14 protein-coding genes are annotated in these 18,503 nt (G+C 44.4%); 3 read left to right on the top strand and 11 right to left on the bottom strand.

Annotated features, from left to right (window positions below; genetic code table 11):
• Positions 1-6: 6 nt before the first annotated feature.
• Positions 7-1,275, bottom strand: coding sequence for a DUF6287 domain-containing protein (locus WKT08_RS08955; protein ID WP_340281514.1), 1,269 nt, complete (start codon positions 1,273-1,275; stop codon positions 7-9).
• Positions 1,276-1,287: 12 nt separating this feature from the next.
• Positions 1,288-2,613 (bottom strand): DUF6287 domain-containing protein, encoded by a 1,326-nt coding sequence (locus WKT08_RS08960; protein WP_340281516.1) that lies wholly within the window; start codon positions 2,611-2,613, stop codon positions 1,288-1,290.
• Positions 2,614-2,768: 155 nt separating this feature from the next.
• Between WKT08_RS08960 and pepF the strand changes: the two genes are divergently transcribed.
• Positions 2,769-4,565, top strand: a complete 1,797-nt coding sequence (pepF, locus tag WKT08_RS08965; protein ID WP_041818432.1) for an oligoendopeptidase F — start codon at positions 2,769-2,771, stop codon at positions 4,563-4,565.
• Between the two features lie 50 nt (positions 4,566-4,615).
• Here pepF and trxA read toward each other — a convergent pair whose 3' ends face one another.
• The 7 genes from trxA to WKT08_RS09000 form a co-directional block, all read right to left on the bottom strand.
• Positions 4,616-4,930 carry a thioredoxin gene (gene trxA, locus WKT08_RS08970; protein WP_070665117.1) on the bottom strand — a complete coding sequence of 105 codons (315 nt, stop codon included), beginning with the start codon at positions 4,928-4,930 and terminating at the stop codon, positions 4,616-4,618.
• A gap of 12 nt (positions 4,931-4,942) precedes the next feature.
• Positions 4,943-5,167 carry a DUF4649 family protein gene (locus tag WKT08_RS08975; RefSeq protein ID WP_024054957.1) on the bottom strand — a complete coding sequence of 75 codons (225 nt, stop codon included), beginning with the start codon at positions 5,165-5,167 and terminating at the stop codon, positions 4,943-4,945.
• 471 nt (positions 5,168-5,638) lie between these two features.
• Complete coding sequence (gene rpsO / locus WKT08_RS08980; RefSeq protein ID WP_003004251.1) at positions 5,639-5,908, bottom strand: 30S ribosomal protein S15; 270 nt, start codon at positions 5,906-5,908, stop codon at positions 5,639-5,641.
• 261 nt (positions 5,909-6,169) lie between these two features.
• Positions 6,170-8,869 carry a Cna B-type domain-containing protein gene (locus tag WKT08_RS08985; RefSeq protein ID WP_340281521.1) on the bottom strand — a complete coding sequence of 900 codons (2,700 nt, stop codon included), beginning with the start codon at positions 8,867-8,869 and terminating at the stop codon, positions 6,170-6,172.
• Between the two features lie 219 nt (positions 8,870-9,088).
• Positions 9,089-9,817 carry a pseudouridine synthase gene (locus WKT08_RS08990; protein ID WP_340281524.1) on the bottom strand — a complete coding sequence of 243 codons (729 nt, stop codon included), beginning with the start codon at positions 9,815-9,817 and terminating at the stop codon, positions 9,089-9,091.
• Positions 9,818-9,819: 2 nt separating this feature from the next.
• On the bottom strand, positions 9,820-10,971 hold the full coding sequence (locus tag WKT08_RS08995; protein ID WP_340281526.1) for an MFS transporter: 1,152 nt from the start codon (positions 10,969-10,971) through the stop codon (positions 9,820-9,822).
• Between the two features lie 105 nt (positions 10,972-11,076).
• Complete coding sequence (locus WKT08_RS09000; RefSeq protein ID WP_340281528.1) at positions 11,077-12,240, bottom strand: MFS transporter; 1,164 nt, start codon at positions 12,238-12,240, stop codon at positions 11,077-11,079.
• 145 nt (positions 12,241-12,385) lie between these two features.
• Here WKT08_RS09000 and WKT08_RS09005 point away from each other — a divergent pair, with 145 nt between their 5' ends.
• Positions 12,386-13,072 (top strand): cyclic nucleotide-binding domain-containing protein, encoded by a 687-nt coding sequence (locus tag WKT08_RS09005; RefSeq protein WP_340281530.1) that lies wholly within the window; start codon positions 12,386-12,388, stop codon positions 13,070-13,072.
• A 60-nt stretch (positions 13,073-13,132) separates the two neighbouring features.
• Entirely contained in the window at positions 13,133-13,747 is a 615-nt protein-coding gene (gene def / locus WKT08_RS09010; RefSeq protein ID WP_003004253.1) for a peptide deformylase, read from the top strand.
• A gap of 388 nt (positions 13,748-14,135) precedes the next feature.
• Here the strand turns inward: def and WKT08_RS09015 are convergent, their stop codons facing one another.
• Positions 14,136-15,377 (bottom strand): aminopeptidase, encoded by a 1,242-nt coding sequence (locus WKT08_RS09015; RefSeq protein ID WP_150905266.1) that lies wholly within the window; start codon positions 15,375-15,377, stop codon positions 14,136-14,138.
• Between the two features lie 254 nt (positions 15,378-15,631).
• A complete protein-coding gene (locus WKT08_RS09020) occupies positions 15,632-18,484 on the bottom strand; it encodes an AAA family ATPase (RefSeq protein WP_340281535.1) in 2,853 nt (950 codons plus the stop codon).
• Between the last annotated feature and the right edge of the window lie 19 nt (positions 18,485-18,503).

An 18,503-nucleotide genomic window follows, 5' to 3' on the forward strand; every position in this document is an offset into this window, starting at 1 on the left:
TATTTTTTAGTTCACACGGTAGTACAAATCGTTCCCATTCGTAGCATCACTCTTACTCCAGTAAATGGATTCACTGCCACCTTCTCTTGAAGGAATGAAAAGAATAGGCGTTTCATTCGTTGCCCCAGGCATCCGACTAACTCCGTGTAGATTACCCTCCTTGAAGTAAAAACCAGAAAATTGAACACCATTAACAGCACTACCATTGACCTTCACAATTCCTTGCGCATCAAACTCAATGCTCGTACCGTACTTATTTTTCCAAACTCCCGCTACACTTGAGAAATTTCCAGCTTTGATTTCATCCAGATTCATCCCAGTGCTTGTTTTGGCAGGGGCAGGAGCTGATTCGGCATTTCCATCCACTCGCGTTGTATAGTCAAGGGCAATCCAGCCTTGTCCAGATTCCAATTTGCCCCAGGTATGGCCATCCGCATCTACGGTTTCCGTGATGGTGTGAATACCTTTTGCGATCATTCCTGCTGAGGGAGCTGAAGTAGACGGTTCTTTTCGAATACGAAGATCGGCTACGGTAACTTGTACTTGGAAGCTTTCTGATTTTTTCTCTTCTGCTTTAGCTGTTGATTTGGAATCCCCTGAACCATCAAATTTTTTCCAGTCTAGCTTACTGAGGTTCAACTTCTTAGCTGAAATCCCAAGAGCTTGTTCTGCTGTTTCCTTTCCACCAATTTGAATGGTTGCTTTCTTTTCTTCCTTGGCTTCCCCTTTTCCTAGCGAATAAAGGGTTAATTCCATTTCTGGATTAAGGGATTGCCAAGTAGCATAAACGATTTGCCCATTGTCAAAAACTTCTAAACTAGAGCGATAACCACCTGCAGAAGCCACATAGGCTACGTGGAGCAAGGTTGGCTGCTTATCTTTCAAATAATACACAGCAGCAATCGTTTTGCCATCCCCAATCAGTAACTCGTCATAACCATCACGATTAAGATCCTCAAAAGCATATTGCCACTCATTGGTACTCCCAAGTGTTTGAAGGTTAAAGACATAGGCATATTCTTCTGAAGTTGCTTCGATCTTCTTCAGTTCATTTTGTAAAGCCGTTTGATCTTTGGCATTAATTGCGGTTGCATAAGCCTTGTACCGCTCCAATACCTCTTGATAGTGCTTTTGACCTGTATCCGTCTTCTCTTTTTTGACCGACGAAGAGCTTGCCGTTTTCGGTTTACTTTGGCGTTCATAACGTTTGGGCGTGCAAGCCACTAGAGATAGCACGGATGCACCTGCTAATAGCGTAATCATCAATTTTCTCATAGTAGCACTCCTTTAGTCCACACGGTAGAAGAACGAGTCAGTATCCCAAATATATTGTTGCCCAACCCATATACGGTCTTTTGATGTATCTGATGGATCACTATTTTGATTGCTATCTGGCTTCATAGGTGTTCCAGCTGGCAAGAATGAGATCGCAGCTCCACCAGCTGTATTTGGTTTTGAACTATGGATCCCCCCACTAATATAGCCGTGATCGGGATTAATTCTATCAACAACTCCACTACCATCTGTTACAAATCCTTTTCCTGTCAAACCATCTTTATCAAATTCCAGAACCCAACCTAGACCATTTCTCCAAGTCCCTGCAATACTTGAAAAATCACCGTTCTGAATTTCTTGAATGTTCATTCCGCTGCTTTTCTTACTTGAACTTGCTGATTTAGAACCATCCACCCGCGTTGTGAAGTCAAGGGCGATCCAGCCTTGTCCAGATTCCAATTTGCCCCAGGTATGGCCGTCTGCCTCTACTGTTTCCGTAATGGTGTGAGTTCCTTTTGCGATCATTCCTGCAGAGGGAGCTGAAGTAGATGGTTCTTTTCGAATACGAAGATCCGACACACTGACTTGCACTTGGAAACTTTCCGATTTTTTCTCTTCTGTTTTTGCTGTTGATTTGGAATTCCCTGAACCGTCAAAGGTTTTCCAGTCTAGCTTACTAAGATCCAACTTCTTGGCTGAAATTCCAAGAGCTTGTTCTGCTGTTTGGTCCCCACCAATTTGAATGGTTGCTTTCTTTTCTTCCTTGGCTTCCCCTTTTCCTAGCGAATAAAGGGTCAATTCCCGGTCTGGGCTCACAGATTGCCAAGTCGCATAGACGATTTGCCCATTGTCAAAAACATCTAAACTGGAGCGATAACCGCCCACCGCAGCTGTATAAGCTGTATGGAGCAATTCAGCTTTTTGACCCTTGAGGTAATAGATAGCAGAAACATACTGTTTGTTTCCAGTGTATTGATTGGTCACCAAGAGCTCATCCACACCATCTTTGTTCAAGTCTGTAAAAGCGTATTGGAAAGTTACCGGAGTTCCTAAGCGTTCCAAGGCATCCAGATAGATGCTTTCTTCTGAGCCAGATTTTATCTTACCTAATTCCTCAAAGAGGCCTGTTTTATCGCCATTTTTAAGAGCAGTATCATACTTAGCATACCGCTCCAAAACCTCTTGATAATACTTTTGACCCGTATCCTTCTTTTCTTTTTTAACCGATGATGACGTTGCTGTCTTTGGTTTACTTTGGCGTTCATAGCGTTTGGGCGTACAAGCCACCAGAGCTAGAACGGACGCACCCGCCAGTAGTGAAATCATAACCTTTTTCATAAAAACCTCCTCATATCTATCCTAGTATATCAAAAATGGTCAATTTTTCCAGCTCTTTTCAAGATTTTTACACAAGCATTTTCCCCTCTCCCTCTATGTTTCTATCCTGTTTTCTGCTATACTTAAGGAAGAACACCGATCAAAAGGAGAAAATTATGGAATTAAAAAAACGTTCTGAATTTCCTGAGAACGAACTCTGGGATCTCACAGCCCTCTACCAAGACCAGGAAGACTTCTTGCGCGCCATTGAAAAAACACGTGAAGAAATCAATGAATTTGTCCGTAACTACAAAGGCAACCTCCACACCTTTGAAGACTTTGAAGCTGCCTTTGCGGTCTTTGAACAAATTCAGATCCAACTCAGCCACATTGGCAACTACAGCTTTATGCCCCAAACCACTGACTTTGGTGATGAAGCTTTCGCAGAGATTGCCCAAGCAGGGATGGATTTCGAAACTTGGGCAAGCGTCGAACTTTCCTTCTTTGATGATGCTTTGGTAGAAGCGGATGAAGAAGTCCTCGAACGCCTGGGGCAACTCCCTCACCTCACTTTTGCCATTCGTCAGGCTAAAATTAAAAAAGCTCACTACTTGGGAGCTGATGTGGAAAAGACCTTGACCAACCTGGGTGAAGTCTTCTACGGACCTCAAGACATCTATACCAAGATGCGGGCAGGTGACTTTGAAATGGCTGATTTTGAAGTGGATGGAAAAGTCTACAAGAATAGCTTTGTTACCTATGAAAACTTCTACCAAAACCATGAGAATGCGGAAGTTCGTGAAAAAGCCTTTCGTTCCTTCTCAGAAGGTCTCCGCAAGCACCAAAACACGGCTGCTGCTACCTATCTAGCTCAAGTCAAGTCTGAAAAACTGATTGCAGATATGAGAGGCTACGATTCTGTCTTTGACTATCTCCTAGCTGAGCAGGAAGTAGATCGTGCCATGTTTGATCGTCAGATTGACCTGATCATGAAGGACTTTGCTCCGGTCGCTCAAAAATTCCTCAAACACGTGGCCAAGGTCAACGGCCTTGAAAAAATGACCTTTGCTGATTGGAAGCTGGACTTGGACAGTGCACTCAACCCTGACGTTACCATTGATGACGCTTATGATTTGGTTATGAAATCTGTAGCACCTCTTGGAGAAGAATACTCACGCGAAATCGCCCGCTACCAAACTGAACGCTGGGTTGACTTTGCGGCCAATGAAGGCAAGGATTCTGGTGGTTATGCGGCCGATCCATACCGCGTCCATCCTTATGTCCTCATGAGCTGGACAGGACGGATGAGCGATGTCTACACTCTGATCCACGAGATCGGACACTCTGGTCAATTCATCTTCTCAGACAACAACCAAAGCTACTTCAACGCCCACATGTCGACCTACTATGTGGAAGCTCCTTCTACCTTTAACGAGCTCCTCCTCAGCGACTATTTGGAACACCAGTTTGACGATCCTCGTCAAAAACGTTTTGCCTTGGCTCACCGTTTGACAGACACCTACTTCCACAACTTCATCACCCACTTGTTGGAAGCAGCCTTCCAACGCAAGGTCTACACCCTGATCGAAGAAGGTGGTACCTTCGGTGCTAGCAAGCTCAATAGCATCATGAAGGAAGTCTTGACAGAATTCTGGGGTGACGCCGTTGAGATCGATGATGACGCGGCTTTGACCTGGATGCGCCAAAGCCACTACTATATGGGGCTTTACAGCTACACCTACTCAGCTGGCTTGGTTATCTCAACAGCGGGTTACCTGCATTTGAAGAACTCCGAAAACGGAGCCAAAGATTGGCTGGACCTCCTTAAATCAGGTGGTAGCAAGACGCCACTTGAGTCAGCCATGATCATCGGAGCAGACATCTCAACTGACAAACCACTTCGTGATACCATCCAATTCCTTTCAGACACTGTCGATCAAATTATTGCTTACAGTGCAGAATTGGGAGAATAAGATTCAAAAAAAGCTAAAGAAGGTTCATTCCTCTTTAGCTTTTTTGCTTTTTAACTCAACTCTGCCACAATGGCCTTAATTTGTGCTGCGGTATGCACTCCTGCTACTTGTTTAACAACCTGCCCATCTTTTTTAAAGAGCAAGGTTGGAATGGACATAATGCCGAAAGCACGCGCTGTTTCTGGATTTTCATCCACATCCATTTTTAGGATTTTTAACTCATCTTCCGAAAGTTCTTCCGATAATTTTTCTAAAATAGGAGCTTGCATGCGACATGGACCACACCAGGTTGCCCAAAAGTCTACCAAGACCAAGCCTTCTTTGGTTTCTGCTTCAAATGTTGCATCTGTAATTGCTTTTGTCATTTTCTTTCTCCTTTAGTTTTGGTACTGCGTCAAATCTTGCTTCATTAAATAGAAGAAGACATCTCCGTAAGTCCCTTGGTAATCCAATTCATGACCATTATAGGTTAGTTTCACAACAGGATAAAAATCTGCTACCCCAATCAAGCAGGCTTGTTGGGAGCGTTCAAACTCATCGTAGGAATCAAAATGCATGACTCTTTCTTGTTTTGCACCGTCTAGATATGTAATATCAATCATATCGATAACCTCTATTTCTTAAGATGCATCAATTGTAACTCTATATATTACATCTGTCAAACAAAACGACTTCCTCAGAATAATGGATCTCGTTTGATAAGGAAAAGACAAGAAAACAGCCCCCTGAATTCAGAGAGCTCCATTCTTGCTGGATAAAAACGTTTCTAGACAAGGCGATGAACCGAAGATTGTACTGTAATTCTAGTGAAAAAGAAAAGCCACCCTATAATAGAGTAACTTTTTTTGTATTCAATTGAACACGGCCTAAGCACTTGGCAAAAAAGAACAGCCCTCTGAATTCAGAGAGCTGTTTTGAGCTCGGGCTAAAATCCTAGTGAAAACAAAAAATCTCCCCGAAGGGAGATAGTTCTGGTCTATTTTACCTTACGATGCTAGGAACCGTAGCCGAAGATTATACTCGAGTATATCGAGGCAAGGTGACAACGCAGCGTAAGTGGAAAATAGAGCAGATTAACGACGAAGTCCAAGAGAGTTGATTAACTCACGGTAACGGTTAACGTCGTTTGTACGAAGGTAAGCCAACAAGTTACGACGGCGACCGATTTTCTTCATCAAACCACGGTAAGTAGCGTGGTCTTTTTTGTGTTGTTTGATGTGTTCGTTCAAGTGGTTGATTTCCCAAGTAAGGACAGCAACTTGTACTTCTACTGAACCAGTGTCACCTTCGTGACGTGCGTATTGTGCAATGATTTCATTTTTTTTCTCTTTTGAGATTGCCATGATAAGCTCCTTTTCTTTATGCTCTATCCGAGTGGCAGGTTTGGCATATCCTGCTACCAAGAAAGAGTTAGTTGTCTATTCGACCTTCTTATTCTACCAAGATTTCATCTTTCTGTCAAACACTTATGTTTCCTTCAAGATGAGTTTTCTCTTTTCTAAAAAGAACCTTGAGAATTTGGACGGTTTGATGGATCACTCTTCAATCAACGTATACAAAAAGGCAAATATCTCTAGGATATTTGCCTTTTATCGGTATGAAGCTTATTTCTCTTTCCGTTTACCACGCAAGAGCAAAGCCAAAGCAAAAATTGCTAAGAGGGCACCGAGTATGGTCAACCCGTAAGCAACAACTTCACCAGTTGTTGGAAGAATTTTTTTCTTTCCTTCTTTTGGTGTAGTTGGAGTTTCTGGTTTTTCCGGTGTGCTTGGCGGCGTTGTTGGTGGTGTCGTCGGTGGAGTTGTAGGAGGTGTTGTTGGCGGTGTTGTTGGCGGTGTCGTTGGTGGGGTTGTAGGAGGAGTCGTTGGCGGTGTGCTTGGTGGTGTGGTAGGAGGTGTTGTTGGTGGCGTATGACGGTTGGTTACCGTGAAACCATCAATGTTGCTTGTATAACCTGCTACTGGATCCTCTGTAATCGTGTAGGCAATCTTCTTACCTTCCTTGTATACAGGTAGATCCGTGAAGCTTGCCTGCCAATTATCAGTAGCTGTGATTTCTTTTACAGCTACTTCTTGACCATCCGCAAGGAGACGAACTGTGATTTTTTCAGGACGAAGACCATCTTTATTGTCTGCATCATCCCAGATCTTCTTGACCGCTACTTCTGTTACTTCTGGTGTGCGGCTATTGGTAATCACTACATTTCCCTTGTTACTGTCATCGACCGTACTAGTATAGCCTTTGACTGTTCCAACTTCTTTCACTTGGTACTGAATCTCTTTGCCTTTCGCTTTTAGAGGCAAATTGCTAAAGGTATGAGTCCAGTTATTTTTAGCAGAAAGTTCCACTTCTTTTCCTTGAGCTTTGCCATCTGCATAGAGCTGTACCTTAATGGCGCTTGGACGTTTGCCATCTTGGTCATTGTTGTCTTCCCAACGTTTTGTAACAGTGACGCTGGTTTTACCTGGCTTGTAGCTATTGGTAATGGTTGTTCCATCAATCGCAGCAGAGTAATTGGCTACTGTGTCTTCTGTGACTGTGTAGACAATTTGTTTACCGTGATTGTATTTTGGAAGATTGGTAAAGACTGTCTTCCAATCAGTTGCTTCACTGAGCTCTTGGCTAGCTACTTCTCGACCATCCGCAAGGAGACGAACAGTGACCTTGTCAGGACGAACGCCATCTTGGTTGTCATTGTCTTTCCAAACTTTCGTTACTGGAATCTCAACAACTTCTGGTGTCCGAGTGTTAGTAATATTACTTCCTTCAATAGTTGTTTCATAGCCTTCAACAGCTTCTTCTGAAACAGTGTAGGCAATGACATTACCAGCATCATCGACCACATCGAGATTATCAAACTGATAAGCCCAGGTTCCTGCAGCATCTGGTTTCACTTCTTTAGAAGCAACTTTAACTCCATTTGCTAGGAGATTGACGGTGATTTTTGATGGACGCTTGCCATCTTGGTTATCATTATCATTCCATGTCTTTTGACCAGCAACGCTTGTTTTTTCTTTTTGGTTTACGACATCACGAGAAATCGCGAGGTCATTTCCAAAATCATCCTTGCTGATCTTGATAGGTTCTTCAGAGAGCACATAGCCTGTTGGAGCCTTGATCTCTTGAACTGTATAAGCCTGCTTGATCAAGCCCGTAATGGTGCCAACACCATTCTCATCTGTCGTAATGGTTCCCACTTGCTCACCTGTATCATCTGCTGTCACAGCAAAGACAGCACCTGCAAGAGCTTGACCATTTTCACCTTTTTTGTGAATGGTGAAGGAATATTTCTCACCATTGAAGTCTCCATCAAGGAACTGATACAGAATGTCTGCAACCTTATTTTGTTCCTTGATTTCTGTAGCTGTCATGCTAGCATTGTTTTTAAAGGATGTATTGATAGCTGGAACCTTGTCCAGATAGACATCATAGCGAACAGTCATCCCTTGTTCAGGAGCTAGATCTCCAATATGAACCGTTAGAGAACGACCATCAGCGCTGACAACAGGGGAATAATTCTTGGTGACGTTTGTGGTATCTTTTAAATGATAAGCCCCATCTTCATCACTGACCTGCCAAGTTCCTGTATGGATGTTGACAGAATCTGCTTTGATTTTTCCATCTGTAAAGGCCAATTGGTCTTTAATGTCAATATTATGAAGGGCTGTATGGCCTTGATTGATATTCAAGGTATAGGTCAATTTTAATTTATCATCTGAGTTGGTCCACCCCCATTTGCTAAAGACTTCTGGAGTAGGAGGATTCTCACCTGGATTGACCCCTTTGTAATCGATATTCCCACCCGAAATCACTTTCTTATCGATCGTAAGAGTAAAATCAAGTGTCTTTTGTCCTTTGACGACTTGGTGGTCTACACGCGCAAAGAAACGCAGTTTCCCTGTCACATTGGCCATTCTTTCAGGATAGTCTGTATAGGTTACGGTGATGACCTTTCTTTGATCATCTACCGTTGCTGTCGCAACTTTTTGACCACTTGGATCCAGCAGGTCAATGGTGTCCGTTTCAAAGACCTTAAAGTCATCTCCAAGTTGGATAACGGTCTGATCTCCCTTTTTTACACGTCCATTCGGCAACACAAAGTTTGCTTCAACTTGAAAACTTTCCCAAACACCGAGTGGATCTGTAATCGCTCCACCAGTTGATTTCGAGATGTTTACAGATGTCACAACATCATTGATCGTATCTGCATGGACTTTAGCTGGACTATTGGGTTTGGCAAATCCTAAAGCTGCTAGTAAAAATAGGGCAACTGTTGTCACAACAGAATAGAGCCACTTTTTCATAAACGATTTTTCTCCTTTTTCTACGTTTACTAGATAAGGTATGTGAGTCGAAAAATTATCACTACATATTGTGAATTTATACACAACCTATCTTTTTTCATTATAAACAATTTGCTTTGATAGTACAAGCAATTAAATTCATTTTTTGTCTTTTCAGTACATTTTCTTGATACAAATAAAAAATAGCAACCTGTAAGAATCAGACTGCTTGTTTTTTGCTTATAAGGGAACTCCGAAGACCTCTAGGGACTTGAGTTCAGAAGGATGAAGTCTCCGCCATTCTCCCAATTTCAGGCTTGGATCTAGCGTTAGAGGACCCATAGAGATCCGCTCTAAATCTGCCACTTCCTTGCCACAGGCAGCGACCATGCGCTTGACCTGATGGAATTTTCCTTCAGCGATTTCGATTTCGACGTAGGAGCTGGCATTTGCCTCATTCACCTCTAAGATCTGCAATCTCGCGGGCAAGGTCGTGAAGTCTTTGAGGGCAATGCCTGCTTCAAAACGGGCTACATCTGCCTCATCCATGATCCCAGCCACCTGGGCACGGTAGATCTTCGACACATGCTTTTTCGGCGAAAGCATGGCATGGGCGAGCTTGCCATTATTGGTCAAAAGTAGCAAGCCATGGGTATCGATATCCAGACGTCCGACAGGAAAGACTTCCTTTTGACGGGCTGTCTCATCCAATAAATCCAGCACAGTTTGGTGGTGATCATCTTCAGTCGCTGAGATAACCCCAGCTGGTTTATTAAGCAGATAATACACGAAGGTTTCATGGACCAGGTCTTCCCCCATAAAGGTCACCTGATCCTTGTCTGGATCAATCTGCAGCTTTCCTGCTGTCTCTTTTTTTCCATTTACTGCGATTTTCTTTTGCTTGAGGAGTTGCTTGACCTCGGTCCTGCTCCCCACGCCACAATCCACTAAAAATTTATCTAGGCGCATGTTTACTTCCCGCTCTTTCGCACAATCCAAAGACCAAAAAAGGAAACCAGGATCAAGAGGATACCAGAAAATCCAAAAATGAAGATTGGAGCAGATGAGATCGTCCCTAATAGACTAAGGACAAAGGTCGTTGCGATCGAACCTGTACTACATCCCAAAACCGCCATGGACGTTGCCTGGCTCAAGACCCCTGCTGGCATCTTATCAGATAAGACATTGTAAACTGTTGTCAAAGCTACACTGTAGGCGAAGCCAGAAGCAATGGTTACAAGGGCAAGAATCAAGAGATTTGGAGAGACCCCGATCAACATTTGGGCCACACCAAAAGCTACTCCCGAAACTAATAATAAACGATCGCGGAATAGTTGGGTCAAGGGCGAGAAGGCCAAACCTGCTAAGATCCCAACAAATTGCATGGCTGCTAAAATAACCCCAGCAGTTTGGGCAGTGCCATGTCCAACTTGTTCTACCACACTTGGAATCCGAACGGTGATCATGACATTGGACAAGACGATAGCTGCCGCAACGACCGCTAAGCCGAGCGCAGTCCGCCATTGTCCCCCCGTCATCTTCACATCCCGGTGTTTTTCCTCCACTGCATCCGTCGTAGATCCATAGGGCACAAATAAGAGATACAAAAGTAAGATAGGAATACTGATACCGTATACGAGAAAGGCAGCCTGCCAGCCAAAACGAATCAAAAGGCTGACTCCAAAGGTTAAAACAGCCGTCCCAACAACCTCTGCAGAACCACGAATGCCAAGGGTTTGGACGCGTTCTTTTCCTTTATAGCGCTCACTGATAATGGCAATGGCAGAAACATTGAGCAAGCCAACCGCCATCCCGAAAATAATCCGAGACAAAAAGACAACCGGATAAGCTGGACTGATTAAGGGAATAAAGCCACATAGGGCGTAAGCAACTAGGCCCGTCACAATCATCTGACGCTCTGAAAATAGACGTCCAATCCATTTATTGAAGATGAGCGAAACCATGATCCCTGCTGAAGGAAGCGAGACCAAGAGCTCAATCATGCTGTGAGGAATTCCCTTGTAATAGGCAAACATGGCCGACTGCGCACTCGAAATCGAAAACGAGGTCGTCAAAATAAATGAAAGCGCGAGAATACTCACTTTCTCCATGATTTTTTTCATTATTCTATCCTTTAAACTAATCTTTTTTTCACACTCCTCCTATAATAACACGAGCTAGTAACAGGACGCAATAGATTGAATTAAAAAAACGAAATGATTTCTCCATCATTTCGTTCGTGCTAGTAATTGTGAGGCGAAGACTCCCGTTCCAACCATCAAAGCACCAATCCAGACAAAGAGCAGGTGATTGGTAGGAGCTAGTGGCGTCACCAACTGGATAAAGAAAGAAGAGAGGGCTGATCCGAGATTGCAGCCGATCAAGACCAGCGAGGTCGCAAGGTTCAGGAGATTGGTCGGTATTTTTTCAGATAGGTGATAGAAGATACTGGTGACTCCCGTACTGTAGGTAAATCCTGCTAAAAGGGTTCCTAAAACCAGGCTCCACAGCTGTCCGGACAAGCCAATCAAGGCCAGAGCTAGTCCAAAACCAAAGCACATGATCATGAGCAAGTTCTTTTTGAAAACATGTGTCAAACTAGCAAAGCCCACTCCTGCTACAATCCCTGTCAATTGCATCAGACTCAAGACGGTTCCAGCTGTTGTCGCCGTTCCCATACGAGCATCAACGATGATATCCGGCACGCGCAGGCTAATGATGGAATTGAAACAAATGATGATACCAGCAATCACGGCTAGCATTAGACTAAAACGCCATTGAGGGGAGCGAAGGCGTGCGGAACCTTTCTTTTTCTCCTTCAAGTTAGCCTGTTTTTTCTCCTTAGGATAAGGGACAAAAAGGAGATAGAGGAGTAAAATCAAGTAACCACCACCATATACGGCAAAGATCGCTGGCCAGCCTAGGGGTAAGAGTTGGCCCACGATAAAGGTCAAGATGGCAGAACCCACCACTTCAGCAGAGCCCCGATACCCCAGCATCCGAGTCTTATCATTGCCTGAGTAGCGCTCACTGATAATTGAAATAGCCTTGGCATTGATCATTCCTGTCCCCAAGCCAAAGAGCAAACGACTTAGAAAGATGAGAGGATAGTCCTGCACGACCAAAGGCAAGAGGCCACTAGTTGAAAAGAGCAAGAGCCCTACGACAATCATCTGGCGCTCACTCATCCACCGCTCGATCATGCTATTTAAAAAGAGCATGGCTACGACCGCAAAGGCTGGCAGGGAAACCAAGAGTTCTACCTGACTTGCTGTATAGCCAAATTGGCTAAAATAAGCCTTCATAGCCGGCAAACCGGCTGTAATTGAAAAAGATGAGATCAGCATGAGCGACAAGCTCAAGAGACTGATTCTTTCCATTGTTTTTTTCATTTTTTATTTCCTACACTTTACTGGTAACATTTTGATTTCACTAGTTTTTTCAGAAAAGATTCAAACTAGTATTTTCAATAGAATCCTAGTATAATCAATTTAGAAATAGAAAAACAGGACATTTGTCCTATTTTAGGAGATTAAGATGAAAAAAATTTCCCCATCTACAAGACTCAAGGAAATCATCACGGACTACCAATTGGACCAGATCTTTCCGGGCGACTGCCTCAGCCAGCTGGACCTCGTTCTCTACCAGACTGGAGATTATATCTGCCGCCAAGGTTCTGAACAAGATGTCATTCCTTATTTTCTCAAAGGTCGGCTCAAGATCGTCCACAGTCTTGAAAACGGCAGCGACACCATCCTTGAAATCCAAGAAAAACCTGGACTCTTAGGAGAGATTGAGCTCCTGCTCGATCGGGTCTGTATCACATCGGTCATTGCAGACCAAGACTCACTAGTCGTTCAGCTCCCAGCCCAGCACTTTAAGAAGCGCCTCCTGCTTGATCCAACCTTTTTGCGCTCTACGGCCAAGACCTTGGCTGAGAAATTGCACCAGATCAACTATTTAGCTCCTGCTAACTTTCATTATTCGGTCAAGGAACGCCTCGCTACACATTTTCTGGAGCATTGCGATGAAAATGGGACCCTCAAGCCCAAGATGAATCAGCTGGCTCTGCGTTTTGGAATCAGCTACCGCCACCTTAGCCGCGTCATCAAGCAGATGATCGAAGAGGGCTTAGTCCAAAGAGAAGGACGGATCTATACGATTTTAGATGCAAAAAGGATGAATGATTTGTCCATTAAACATGCGGAAACCGTCGACAGATAACTTTAATTTTAGGCTCTTTTGTGTTATCATGGAGGGTAGAAAGAAAGTGAGAGTAAAACGATGAAAGCAATTGAAAAAGTTACAAGAGCGTCCCATTTGATTGATATGGATGACATTATCCGCGAAGGAAATCCAACACTTCGAGCTGTTGCAGAAGACGTGACCTTCCCTTTGTCTGATCAGGAAATTATCCTGGGTGAAAAAATGATGCAATTCTTGCACCATTCTCAAGACCCTGTTATGGCTGAAAAACTTGGCCTCCGTGGAGGAGTGGGACTCGCAGCACCACAGTTGGATATCTCTAAACGAATCATCGCTGTTTTGGTTCCCAATCCAGAAGATGCCGATGGCAACCCACCAAAAGAAGCCTATAGCCTTCAAGAAGTCATGTACAATCCAAAGGTTGTCGCCCATTCTGTGCAAGATGCAGCTCTTGGCGACGGGGAAGGCTGTCTCTCAGTAGACCGCAACGTCCCAGGATATGTGGTTCGCCATGCCCGCGTGACTGTTGAGTATTTCACAAAAGATGGGGAAAAGAAACGCATCAAACTCAAAGGCTACAACTCCATCGTCGTTCAACATGAAATCGACCACACCAACGGTATCATGTTCTATGACCGCATTAACCCAAACAACCCATTTGAAATCAAAGAAGGACTTTTGATATTAGAATAGGGTAAATGACAAAAAAGTAAGGTAGTAGTGAATCATCACTACTACCTTACTTTTTTTACGAGACTGCATCTACCGATTTCTGTCTCTCGGCACAGTGGTTGATTGCTCAAAACACTGTTTTGAGGTGGCAGATAGGGATTGCGAAGCAAGGCCCCTTCCTAATCAACTGGGCGGGGGTACTAAAAAGGTCCTGTGGAGCTTTTTTGCCCGAGCCTTAAAACCGAAAAGCGAGGTAGAAATCAAACTCTTCGAGTTACTGATTTCTGTCTCTCGGCGCAGTGGTTGATTGGAACTACTCCTACCTACGGTACTTGTACTTCCTAATCAACTGTGCGGGGGCAAAACTACGAAATCAAACTCTTCGAGTCACTGATTTCTGTTTTGCTCCCTATATTGCCCAATCTCCGTTGCGGAAGACTGGGACGCGGGTGCCGTCTTCTCGGATGCCGTCGATATTCATTTGGCTTGAGCCGATCATGAAGTCGACGTGGACATCTGAGCGATTGAGGCCGGCTGCTTCGAGTTCTTCTTCTGTGAACTCTGCGCCACCTTCTACGCTGGTTGCATAGGCTGCCCCGATGGCCAAGTGGTTAGAGGCATTTTCATCAAAGAGAGTATTAAAGAAGGTAATGCCTGATTGGGAAATTGGACTTGGATCTGGGACGAGGGCACATTCACCCAAGGCACGCGCTCCCTTGTTTTTGAAGACCAAATCTTTCATGACTTGATCGCCTTTTTCTGCTGTGATATCCACAATTTCTCCATTTTCAAAGGTCACTTTGATGCCTTCGATGATGTTCCCATTGTAGCTAAGCGGTTTTGTGGAAGTGACATAACCTTCTGCACGACGGAAGTCAGGAGCTGTGAAGACCTCTTCTGTCGGCATATTTGGCAAGAAGCTTTCACCTTGGGCATTGATGGCTCCGGCAGATTCCCAGACGTGGTTTTTCGGCAAGCCAAGAGTCAAATCAGTCCCAGGAGCTGTGTAATGAAGGGCTGAGAATTGTTCTTTATTAAGTGTATCTGCCTTGCTCTTCAAAATAGCAGCATGCTCTTCCCAAGCCTTGACTGGATCTTCTTCGTACACCCGGCAGGTCTTGAAGATTTGATCCCACAGGAGATCCACTGCTTCTTCATCGCTCGCCGCATTTGGGAAGACTTTTTTCGCCCATTCTAAACCAGCTGCTGCAGCAACGGTCCAGCTGACCTTGTTGGATTGAGTGGCGATGCGCATTGGTTTCATAGCCATGCCCAAAGCCTTGGCAGAAGCAGAAAGCTTCTCTGCATCAACGCCGTTCAAGGCACCTGGATCAGACGAGCGTACACCCAAGCGACTAGCTTTGTGGTCTAAGAGGTAGTTCATCTCCGCGATCTTGTAGTCTGGCACATTGTCCAAACGATCCATCGGTGCATGGAGGAATTTTTCCCGGGTAGTGAAATCATCTGCCCATTGGACAATCACTTCGTGGGCCCCCAAGGCATAGGCTTCCTTCACAATCAAGTGGGCCAATTCTCTTTGTTCCACATCAATGTTCAAGACCAAGGTATGGCCAGGTTGCACGTTGATGCCGTTCGCCACCAACAATTTTGCGTATTTTTCGAGGTTTTCTTTAAAATTTGGTAAAACCATTGTTTTCTCCTTCATAAGTGAATGATCTCCTTCTAGTATACCATAAGTCCATGCAAAAAGAGAGTGGGACAGAAATCGGTAATTCGTTAGAATTCGATTTCGTCGTCCCACCTCCGCACAGTTGAGTAGGGCTGTAAAAGCTGATGAAATCAGCGTAGTAGAGCCCACTCAACCACTGCGTCTTGCTCGACAATCCAAAAATAATTGAGAGGCTAGGACTTTTGTCCCAGCCTCTTTTTCTTGTTCCTTCTTGCTTAAGGAAGAACATAGCCTTGATCATCCACTGTATGGGGATGCCCAGAATTGCCATTCTCCCTCAAGACTTCCAAATCTTGATCCAAAATCGAATTGTAATCCGTACTACCTTCACGGGTTACTCGCGTCGATACTTGGCGCAAGAGTTTTTCATTGAGATTGCGGACCCAGCGACCATTACTATGGTCATTGGCACGCATATAATTTCCTCTGACGATCTCTCCATAAAGAGCTTCATTGACTTGGTAGCCTTGCTTGCGCAATCCCAACAGACCGATCTCGACGATCTCATCTGGGCTGTAGTCTTCAAAATCAAATGTAGTCGGGATCCGGCTTTGCAGACCTGAATTGACCTGCAAGAAGTCGTGCATCTCTTTTGTATAGCCTGCAAAGATAATAACGATATCGCGGCGGTGGTCCTCCATAAATTTGAGGACTTCGTCCAAGGCTTCTTTCCCAAAATCGTCATTTAAACCGGTATAGAGCGTATAGGCCTCATCGATAAAGAGGACTCCCCCCAGTGCACTTTCTAGGACTTCGCGCGTCTTCAAAGCTGTTTGACCTTGGTAGCCTCCAACCAGATTGCTCCGCGATACTTCGATGAATTTCTTCTGCTTGATAACCCCTTTTTGGAAGAGGATATTGCCCAAAATGCGGGCCACGGTGGTCTTCCCTGTACCAGGATTTCCAAGAAAGAGGGAGTGCAAGGTCATGTCTTCGACGATGCCACCTTGTTCAGCTCGTTTTTGATTGAACTCAGCCATGGCTACGAATTGTTCGACTTGCTCTTTCACCTTAGCAATTCCAACCAAACGGTTGAGGGCGGCCATTCCATCTTCTTCCTTGTCGGCTCCGGCTTGATACTTTCCTTGGTTAAGAACAGCATCGATATCGCTATTGAGGATGGTCTCAATATCGTCAGAACCTTGGGCCACCACCCGATCTGCCATGGTCTTGGTCAATTGTTCATCCAGGTTACGGATCCAGCGACCATTGCTCTTATCTAGCGAGCCATCATAAGCCCGCTTAACATGCCGCGCATAGTAATCCCGGTCTTCGAGTTTGTAGTCTCCTTTGCTTAGGATCATTTCACCTAGTTGGACAATCTCATCTCCTGTAAAATCTTCAAAGATGAAATTATTTGGTACCCGAGAACGAAGGCCTGGATTGGTCTTTAAGAACTCCTCCATTTCCTTGGTATAGCCGGCAAAGATAATCATGATGTCGTCACGATTGTCCTCCATAAATTTGAGGATGGTATTGATCGCCTCGATCCCAAAGTCCGCACCGCTGTCCTTTTTATCCAAGCTATAGGCTTCATCAATAAAGAGGATGCCTCCTCGCGCTTTTTCAAGCAGGGCTTGGGTCTGTTCAGCTGTTCCTCCAATATTTGAAGAGATCAGATCGGACTCCGTTGCTTCCACGAAACGGAATTCTTCTCCTGAGAGGACACCTGCATCAAAGAGCACTTGTCCCAACAGACGGGCCACAGTGGTTTTCCCTGTACCAGGATTTCCCATAAAGGCAGCATGCAAGGTTTGCTTTTCAGGAGCCTTGCCACTGGCGATTCGTTTCTTGTTAAATTCCACCATGTTGATCATTTTCTTGATCTCATGTTTGACTTTTTCAAGACCAATCAGGCTATTGAGTTCTTGAAGAGCATCTTGTTTCTTCTCTGGTTCAGAGTCTCTTGCGGTGGTTGGAGCCACCGTTGCATCCGTCGTCTGTCCCGTAGGAACGACTTGCGCATTGCCCTTCGCCACTTCTCTGCCAACAAGATAGTCACAGTCATCCTCGATTTCCTTGGTCAGATCACGCGCATCGCCCTGCCTATAGGTCACGGTGCCCACCTTCGCAAAAGCTCCACCTTGAAGCCGTATATTGGGATCCGCAATCTTATGACAAATCATATGCTCAGCCATCAGCACACCATCATCAAAAACTCCAAATGAAATGGTTTGAGCATTCTCATTCAAGAAGGTTGTTTCTCCAGTCAGGGAAGCAAAGGATTCTTCATAGACGCATAAAAATTCTGAAAATGTAGCTTGATGAGCTCGGATCATACTATTGTATGAATTGATGGAGGTCATATGATCCGAATCCGAATTGAATTGAACATTATTATCAAGACAGACCCCAGTACCAGTAGGCAACTCAATTTTACAGTTTTCAGACTCCCAGATGACATTCCTCAACCAAACTGGTGGAAAGTCCTTTTCCAGATCCCCGCCTGTAATCGTTGAATTTTTTGCGATCACTTCTGAGTCCTTGGCATGGATCGTATTATTCCCAAATTTTTCAATATGGACATTTTCTAAGGTCAATTTAGATCCTTCTGACAGATCAATCTTAGAAAAAATCGTTGAATTGCGAATAGTCAATTCCGAAGCGGACATACCGATGGCACTTTGGTGTTTTTCCGGAACCTTCATCCCGACTCCTTCCAGTGTCAACTTCGAATGCGTATCCATATAGATAAAAAATTCACTATTTGTCGGAGTGGTTGCTTCAAAATAGACCTGTTTACAGGTGATATCTGAGCTATTCCATAAGAGCAAGGCAGTATAATTCCCACCAACTTTAAACCACAGATCTTCAAATGTCACCTGAGCTCCCTCTACAAATCGGAAGGAAGCCTCAATCGTGTTGTTAAACATGCGCCCATTGCCATTTGGATTTGGGACCACATGCCCCACAAAATGAAGGTTCTTGTCGATCTCGATCACTTTATTTGTCGGCCATTGAAAGACATACCCATTTTCAAACTCGATGGTATCACCATCCTGCGCTTTTTCAAGCGCATCCATAAAATTCCAACTATTATTGTAAGGCCCTACTAAATATCTTGCCACACGCTTCTCCTCTGTTTCC

Source organism: Streptococcus sp. HCA-5024 (assembly GCF_037890265.1).
Classification (GTDB): Bacteria; Bacillota; Bacilli; order Lactobacillales; family Streptococcaceae; genus Streptococcus; species Streptococcus lingualis.